The organism is Solidesulfovibrio sp. (genome assembly GCF_029978005.1).
Taxonomy (GTDB): Bacteria; Desulfobacterota; Desulfovibrionia; order Desulfovibrionales; family Desulfovibrionaceae; genus Solidesulfovibrio.
Genome location: NZ_JARKOZ010000093.1, coordinates 1 through 7,436, shown reverse-complemented (window position 1 = coordinate 7,436; position 7,436 = coordinate 1). Strand labels below are relative to the sequence as shown.

8 protein-coding genes are annotated in these 7,436 nt (G+C 68.3%); 1 reads left to right on the top strand and 7 read right to left on the bottom strand.

Annotated elements, in window-relative coordinates:
- The coding region (locus tag Q1K70_RS10950) for a nicotinate-nucleotide--dimethylbenzimidazole phosphoribosyltransferase (RefSeq protein WP_300159113.1) at positions 1-250 on the top strand (250 nt) is incomplete at its 5' end.
- A 249-nt stretch (positions 251-499) separates the two neighbouring features.
- Here Q1K70_RS10950 and Q1K70_RS10945 read toward each other — a convergent pair.
- From Q1K70_RS10945 to Q1K70_RS10915, 7 genes are all read right to left on the bottom strand, one after another.
- Positions 500-1,210 carry a hypothetical protein gene (locus Q1K70_RS10945; protein WP_300159111.1) on the bottom strand — a complete coding sequence of 237 codons (711 nt, stop codon included), beginning with the start codon at positions 1,208-1,210 and terminating at the stop codon, positions 500-502.
- A gap of 26 nt (positions 1,211-1,236) precedes the next feature.
- Positions 1,237-1,572, bottom strand: a complete 336-nt coding sequence (locus tag Q1K70_RS10940; protein ID WP_300159109.1) for a hypothetical protein — start codon at positions 1,570-1,572, stop codon at positions 1,237-1,239.
- A gap of 128 nt (positions 1,573-1,700) precedes the next feature.
- Positions 1,701-3,209 (bottom strand): YIP1 family protein, encoded by a 1,509-nt coding sequence (locus Q1K70_RS10935; RefSeq protein ID WP_300159107.1) that lies wholly within the window; start codon positions 3,207-3,209, stop codon positions 1,701-1,703.
- A 104-nt stretch (positions 3,210-3,313) separates the two neighbouring features.
- The gene (locus Q1K70_RS10930) at positions 3,314-4,537 is read right to left on the bottom strand and encodes a hypothetical protein (RefSeq protein WP_300159104.1); all 1,224 of its coding nucleotides are present in this window, start codon (positions 4,535-4,537) and stop codon (positions 3,314-3,316) included.
- Between the two features lie 74 nt (positions 4,538-4,611).
- Positions 4,612-5,298, bottom strand: a complete 687-nt coding sequence (gene fliS, locus Q1K70_RS10925; RefSeq protein ID WP_300159101.1) for a flagellar export chaperone FliS — start codon at positions 5,296-5,298, stop codon at positions 4,612-4,614.
- An 84-nt stretch (positions 5,299-5,382) separates the two neighbouring features.
- Positions 5,383-7,080 (bottom strand): flagellar filament capping protein FliD, encoded by a 1,698-nt coding sequence (gene fliD / locus Q1K70_RS10920; protein ID WP_300159098.1) that lies wholly within the window; start codon positions 7,078-7,080, stop codon positions 5,383-5,385.
- A gap of 116 nt (positions 7,081-7,196) precedes the next feature.
- Positions 7,197-7,436, bottom strand: a 240-nt coding sequence (locus Q1K70_RS10915; RefSeq protein ID WP_300159095.1) for a flagellin, incomplete at its 5' end; no start/stop codon positions are given.

Here is a 7,436-nt window from a genome sequence, read left to right as displayed (position 1 = left end):
CACCGCCGCCTACGTGGCCGCCCGGGCCATCGCCCCCAACGTGGCCGACTACGCCTTCATCAGCCACGCCTCGGCCGAACCGGGCTACGCGCCCATCATGTACGCCCTGGGACAAAAACCGCTGCTCGACCTGGGACTGCGCCTGGGCGAAGGCACCGGCGCGGCCCTGGCCCTGTTTCTCATGCGCGCGGCCGGGAACGTGTACGGGAAGATGGCCACGTTCGCCTCGGCGGGCGTCAGCGACGGGTAAGGCGGGAGAAAAGACGAAGATGCCTCCGGCGGCCGGGAGGGGGTGACCCCCTCCCGGACCCTCCCCGACGGGGCGGGTGGGGAGGCGTGTGGGAACGGCAGGCGAAATTCCGCACCCATCTTCGGTCCGCCCGACGACCGGCCTTCCGGTGACGCTCCGCCTTCCAGCCCGACCAAGCCGCCGAGGGGGTCCGGGGGGCATCATGCCCCCCGGTGGGGTTCGGGGCAAAGCCCCGTTTGATCCCCCCGCTTACGATCCAGCGCCAGCCGGCTGCGGCTGCGGCGGGCTGGGGTTGGGGCTGGCGGGCGGGGGCGGCCGGAAGCCGTAATTCCATTTGGTCATGGGGCCGCCCATGTCCATGGCCAGGGTGGCGGTGATGGCGGTCAGGGGGTCGGTGGGCATGCGGTTTTTGCGGGCGAAGATGATGTAGTCCTCGGTGAGGCCGGTTTCCATGGTGCCGGCATGGGCCATGGACCAGAGACGTTCGCCGTTTTGGACGTCGATGACGTCGAAGGTGAAGGAGACGCCGCTGTCGCCGCGGGTGCCACCGGACATGACGTAGGTGAACTTGCCGACGATGACCACGTCGAGGCCCATTTTGCGGGCCAGGGCCACGGCTTGCGGCGTGGTGCCGTTGCGCAGGTTGGCTTCGTAGATGAGCTTGGGGTAGACGCGGTCGCGGGTCCAGGTTTGCCAGACGATGCGGGTGAGTTGTTCGCCGAGTTCCTGGGAGGCGGGGATGTCCTGGGTGACCTGGAAGGGCACGATGAGGGCGCTGACGGGGCGCGGCGGCGAGCGCAGGGGTTCGACGTAGACTTCGGCGTTGCCGCGCCGGGTGTAGTTGTCGATGTAGACGGTGTGTTTGTCGGAGAGTTTGGGCTCCACGGCGCAGGCGGCCGCGAGGAGGCACAGGGCGAGGCCGAGGAGCGGCAAGCCGGGGCGGTTGAGCAGTCGGCGCATGGGACCTCCTTGGGCGGGGCCGGGGGTTATTGGCGCGTGGTGGTGACCACGGGCGCGTCGGAGAGGGTTTTGAGCAGCTGCTCCCGGGAGGAGAGCAGGCTTTCGCGCAGTTCCAGCCGTTTCTTGGACGGCAGCAGCCGGAATTCGGGGCGTTTGGCCATGCGTCCGAGTTCGCGCATTTCCTCGCGGATGCGGCGGGCCTTGAGTTGGAAGGCTTGTTCCTCGGGCCGGGCCTTGGAGGCGAGGTCGGCCAGTTCGGCCAGTTCGGCGGCCATGACGCGGAAGGACTCGGGATGGATGTCCCGGGCCAGCCGCCTCTTGATGGCCATTTTCTGCCAGATGCCGCGCAACCATGCCCACATGGCCTTTTTCCGTCCTCGTCGGCGCGGGCCTGCCGGGTGAGGCATGCCGGAAGCGCCATTTTTCGTCTGTTGCTGGTCGTGTTGTCGCGATTCCCGGCGGCAGCGTCAAGGGGTGGCGGCGGGCGGCGTTATTGGCCCGGGGTGAAGTTTTGCAGCATGGCCAGGAGGAGGAAGAGGTACAGGGACCATTTGATGAAGATGGCGGCCAGGGTCTGGGTGTAGGCCCCTTGGTGGACCTTTTTGAGGCCGATGGCCTGCACGGCCATGTACCAGACGAGGATGATCGGCGAGAGGATCTGCCCGGCCACGGGGATGGCGGTCAGCACGGTGGGCGCGGCGCTGTAGCACATGACCCGGAAGGTCTCGTTGAAGCCTTTCTTGGCGCTGCGGAAGAGCAGGAGCAGCAGGTGGGTGAGCCAGGCGTCGAGGTATATGCCCAGCGCGATGGCCAGGGGGACCAGGAGCAGGGCGATGAGAAAGCCCAGTCCCGGCGTGGCCGCCGCCGCGCCCAGGGCTTCGGACTGGGCCGTGCCCGCGCCGAGCTTGTGCCGCAGTCCCATCAGCGACCACAGGAAGTCGAGGACGAGCAGAAATTCGCTGATGAGCAGGTTGAAGACGAGGGCTTTCCCCTTGGGCCGGCCCTCGGGCATCTCCCCGAAGAAGGCGGCCGGCGAGAGCAGGATCTTCTTGAGGGTGAGCAGCAGGCCCGGGAAGAAGCCGTAGGCGTCCAGCCGCTCCCAGGGGATGGGGTCGGTGACGACCTCTCGGGGCGGGGACTCCTCGTCGTCGAAGGGATCGCCCAGGGATTCGGGATCGACGCGTTTTTTCGGAGCGTCCTCGTCCATGGCCTTGAGCCGCGCCCAGATGTCGCGCACGCCGTCGCTGCGGCGTCCGGCCGGCGGGGTCTTGGCGGCTTCCTGTTCCGGTTCCTGCCGGGCGGCGGGAGCGGGGGAGGGGGCGGACGTTTCCTCGGGAGCTTGGGGCGTCCGGGTCGTTTCGCGGGGGGCATCCGGCGGGGGGGACGACGCCTGGGCCTTCTCGACCGGCGGCGGGAGCGGATCCTGGGCCTCCTCGATGGGGGGCGGGAGCGGATCGTCCTTGGGGGCTTGCTCGACCTGCCTGACGCGCCGGGGCGGCGGGGCCTGGAAATCCTCGTCCTCTTCCTCCTCGAGCAGGGGCCGGCGCGTCGGCTTGGCGGAGACGGGGCGGCCGTCCCGGTCGTCGGCCGCGCCATGGGCGTCCGGCGGACCGTGGCGGAAATGGGCCGGTTCTTCGTAATGCGGCGTCGGGGGCTCGTCTTCGAGGGGCTGCGGCGCGGCCGTGCGGCGGTCCGTCGGCGGGGCGACCTCGTGGACGTCGTCCTCGGGAAGGACTTCGGGGTCGAAGCGGCTGGCGGGCGGGGCGGTGGCGTCGCGACGGGCGGCGGCCGGTCCGGGCCTGCGCCAGGAGGATTCGGTTTCCTCCTGCCCCGGCAGGGGGGCGCGGGGTTCCTGGCGGCGGGAGGCCTGTTCCCTGTCCAGGCGAAATTTGAACCGGTGGCGGCACTTGGGGCAAGTGGCCATGGTCGAGGTCACCGGGACCTTGTTGTCGGGAATGTCCCGGAAGAAACCGCATTGCGGGCAAGTGATGCGCATCATGTCCCTTTGCTGCGACGCCCGGTGGTGGCCGCCGGGCGTGAAACGGCAGGATGCAGTGTAGCCGCTGCGAGGCCTCAAGGCAACCGCCGCCTGCCCGGGGCCTGTTACCACAGGGGCGGCGGCAGCAAAACCCTTGCGTTGGGGCCTTTTGCGGCCAGGGCCGCGAAGAAATCCAGGGGCAGGGCCGGATAGTCTCGGCTGAGGCGGTGGCGGGCGATGCCGCCGGCGGCGTCGTAGGCGGCGAGCTTGGCTGTGACCGCGCCGTCGTCGGCGAGCAGGCGGTTGAGGTGGCCAAGGGGCGCGCCGAGGGCCAGGGCGGCCCGGCCGGAGAGGCCTTCCAGGCGTTCGTGCACGGGGCGGACGTAGCGCGGCCGGGCCGGGGAGAGGTTGCGCAGGAGCCGCAGCTGGAGGTCGGGCCACAGGCCGTGGCCGACCTTGGCGTGGCCGGGGTCCGGGTAGAGGGTCAGGCGGGGGAAGAAGGCCCCGCCGAGGTCCGGGCGTCGCGTCAGGCGGGCGACGATGGCGGCCATATCCGGATGGGGCCGTTCGTCGGGGTCGAGGCTGAGGACCCAGCCCGGAGGACAGGCGGCGAGCAGGGCGTTTCGCTGGGCGGCGAAATCGTTGGCCAGGGGCCGGGCCAGGTGGCGCACGGGCCTGTCCAGGGCCTCGGCCAGGGCGGCTTCGCCTGGTACGTCGGCGGCGTCCCAGAGGACGACGGCGCGCTCTCCCAGGCCGGCGCAGGCGGCGAAGAAATCCGAAAGCCCGGGTTCCCCGGGGCGGGCCAGCACGGCCAGCGTCACGCCCGGCTGGGCGGACACGTCCGCGTCGTCCGGACCATCGGGCAGCGGCGCGCTTTCCGTCAGCATCCGGCGCGCCCAGGCCAGGGGCTCGCGCGCGCCCGGCGGGGCGGGTTCCGGATTGGCGACGACGATGGCCGTGTCCGGGGTGAAACCGGCCAGGGCGGGCAGGCAGAAAAGGGCCTGACGGGATGTGTCGGCCACAAGTTGGGCCGGGCCGTCGGGCGTGCGCCAGCCGAGGCGGCCGGCCTGGGCAAGGCGTCGGACGTTTTCGGGGTCAGGGCAGAGCACCGTCAGGAATTTGTCGACAGGAAGTTCCCCGGCCAGGGCGGCGGCCACCGCTCCCGTGCCGAGGCCCAGAAGGACGATTTCGCGTTTCTCCCCGGCGGCGCGCAGGATGCGACGGGCCTTGGCCCGGGCGGCGTCGGCGTCCGGGGCCGGGGCGGCCGCCTCGTCCGGGCCCGGGGGGTCGCCCAGCCGCCAGGCCAGGATCTCGCTGGTATAGGTGAAAAAAGGATGCGCGCCTTGCACCACGGCCTCCGTCAGGGGCTGTAGCGCATGGCGCGGCGGAAAGTCCAGGGAGGGGACCGTGGGACCGGGGTGGCTCAGCCCTGGGCGCGGCTGGCGGCGTAGGCGGCCATGATGCGGTTGACCGGCGCGGCCTTGGAGGCCTGGGCGATGGAGCCCGGAAGCGGCGTCGGGATGTTGACAACGGCCGCGGGTTCGGCCTTGGCCGGAGCCGGGCCGGCGCTGGCCAGCACGGGCTGGCGCGGGGCGGCCGTCTGGACGGGCTTGGCCGGGGCGGCCTGTTCCGGAGAGGCGGCGTAGGCGGCCATGGCGACGGCCTGGGGAGCGCCCGGGGCCACGGGAGCGAGGGAGGGGCGGGTGGTCGCCTGGAGGCCCTGGGTCGGCACGACCTTGGTGGCCACCTTGCCGTTGGCCTCGTGGAAGGCGTCGCGCAGACCGGTCAAAATATGCATGACCTCGTCGATCTTGGAGACGTCCATCCTGAGGTTGGCGGCCAGGAGCCGGGTGCTGCAGAAGAAATAGAGCTTTTGCAGGCGTTCGGCCAGTTCGCCGCCCTTCTGGGCGTTGAGGGTGCCCTGGAGTTCGGAGAGAATGTCCAGGGCCTTGGAGATGAGGATGCCCTTTTTCGCGTAGTCCTTGGCGGCGATCTTTTCCTTGGCCTGGCGCAGGAACTTGAGCGCCGCGTCGAAAAGCATGATCAGCAGGTCGCCCTGGGTGGTGGTGGCGACCTGGGTCTGGAAGTAGGATCTGGCGGCGTTTTGCATGGAAGTCTCCCCCTGTTTTGCCTCTTATCGGACGCCGTCGGAATTTCTGAAGGGGGAGGCGGCAACTTCCTTCGGGCCTGCGGGTTAGCTGGAGCTGCTGCTGAGCTGGCTGATCTGGGAGTCGAGCTGGCTTTGCATCTGGCTGTAGGTCGAGAGCATGGAGTCGACCTTGGCGAAGCGCTTGCGCAGGTTGGAAGCGTAGGTGTTGATGCGGCGCTGCTCGAAGGCGATCTTGTCGTCGATCATGGCCGTGATGTCGTCGTAATTCTGGTCGAGGATGTGCAGGGGGCCGTCGGTGCTGTTGGTGAGCTGGCCGAGCAGGTCCACGAGCTCGCCGGTCTTGCCCTGCTTGAGGGACACCGACCCGGTATGCGTGCCGGCGGACACGTCGATGGCCTTGATGACCAGACCGGCTTCGTCGTAGCCGTGGGAACCGGTAATGAGGTTTGAATTGCTGTGCCAGATGGCTTCGTGCCCGTTGATGGTGGCGCCGGTGATCTTGCCGCTGGCGTTCGTGGTGTAGGACACGTCGTAGGTGCCGCACTTGGTGGTGCCGGAAATGTAGGAGGACAGCGCCATGTCCGAACTGTTGGTGCGGCCCAGGTAGTTGGCGGCGAAGAGTTCGGCCGCGCCGCTGGCGTTGGAGGCCAGGACCTCGTTGAGGCGGTCGCCGTCGATGATGAGCAGGCCTTCGGTTTGGGAGCCCTCCTCGGCGTCGGTGGAGATGCCGAGCTGGGAGAGCACGGAAAAGGCGTCCTCGGTGTAGTCGAAGCCCACGCCCTTGCCGGCCACGGCGGTCTTGAGCTGGGTGTCGATGATCTGCAGGCCGTAGTTGCCGGTCAGGATCGAAGCCTGCTGGCTGGACGAGTCGTATTTCGTCAGGTCCTGCAGCAGGGTGCGCACGGTGTTCATCTGCTCGACGAAGGTCTGGATGTGCTCGCGGACGGCGTCGGTGTCCGTGGCCGTGGTGATGGTGACTTTGCCCGTGCTCTTGAGGTTGAGGGTCAGGCCGGAAACCAGGTCCGAGACGGTGTTCGTTTCGCGGGTGATATAGGCGTCGGATGCCGTGGGCCAGCCGTCGAGCTTGAGCTGGGCGCTGGCGTTGGAGGTGATGGTGGAGAAATTGGCGGCCCCAAAGCCGGAAAGGGCGGAGTTGGAGGCGATGATGAGGCTTGCGGCATCGCCGGTGTCCATGCCGCGCATCTGGAGATAGTACTTCGAACCGTCGTAGACCACGCTGGCCTTGACCCCGGCGTTGTTGGGGTCGTTGTTGATGATGCTGGCCAGGTCCGTGAGGGAGGCGTTGGCGCCGACGGAGACGGTGTAGGTCGTGCCCTGGTAGGCGTACTTGAAGTCGGCGTCGGTGCTTGACGGATTGATGTCCGTGTCGGCGCTGGAATAGCCGGTCTTGGTGACCATGGCCTTGGCCGTGGCCAGGCGCACCACTTCGACGGAGTGGGAGCCGTCCAGGGCGTTGGAGCCCGTGGAGACGCTCATCACCGAGGAATTGGTGGAATCGGTGGTCTTGACCAGGAATTCGCCCTCGGTGTCCATGCCCTCGAGCGTGGTCTTGAGGGCGAGCATGGCGGAGTTGAGTTCCTGGAAGCATTCCTGCTTGTCGACCCAGGATTGCTTCCAGGTCTGCAGGGTGGTGATGCGGCTTTGTTCGACCTGGACAAGCTTGGTGATCAGCGAGTCGAAGTCCGTACCGTTGCCAAGACCCGAGAAGGTGATCTGTCCCGAGGTGGTGACCGGTGTGTAGGCGCTGATCGTGCTGGACATGACGAGATCCTGACAGGGGTTGCTGCTTTGGGGGACTCCGTCACTCTTCTAGCAAGCATTGTGCCATAAAAAGGCCGGGCCGCATCGGGCGGCCCGGCCGCTCAAAACCTTTCCGCTTAGCCCTGGATCAGGCTCAGCGCCATACGCGGCAGGGAGTTGGCCTGGGAGAGCATGGCCACCGCCGACTGGGTCAGGATTTGCTGGCGCACGAACTCGGTCATTTCCGTGGCCACGTCCACGTCCGAGATCTGGGACTCGGCGGCCTGGAGGTTTTCGGCCTGGATCTGCAGGTTGGAGATGGTGTTCTCCAGGCGGTTCTGCAGGGCGCCCAGGTTGGCGCGGATCTTGTCCTTGGA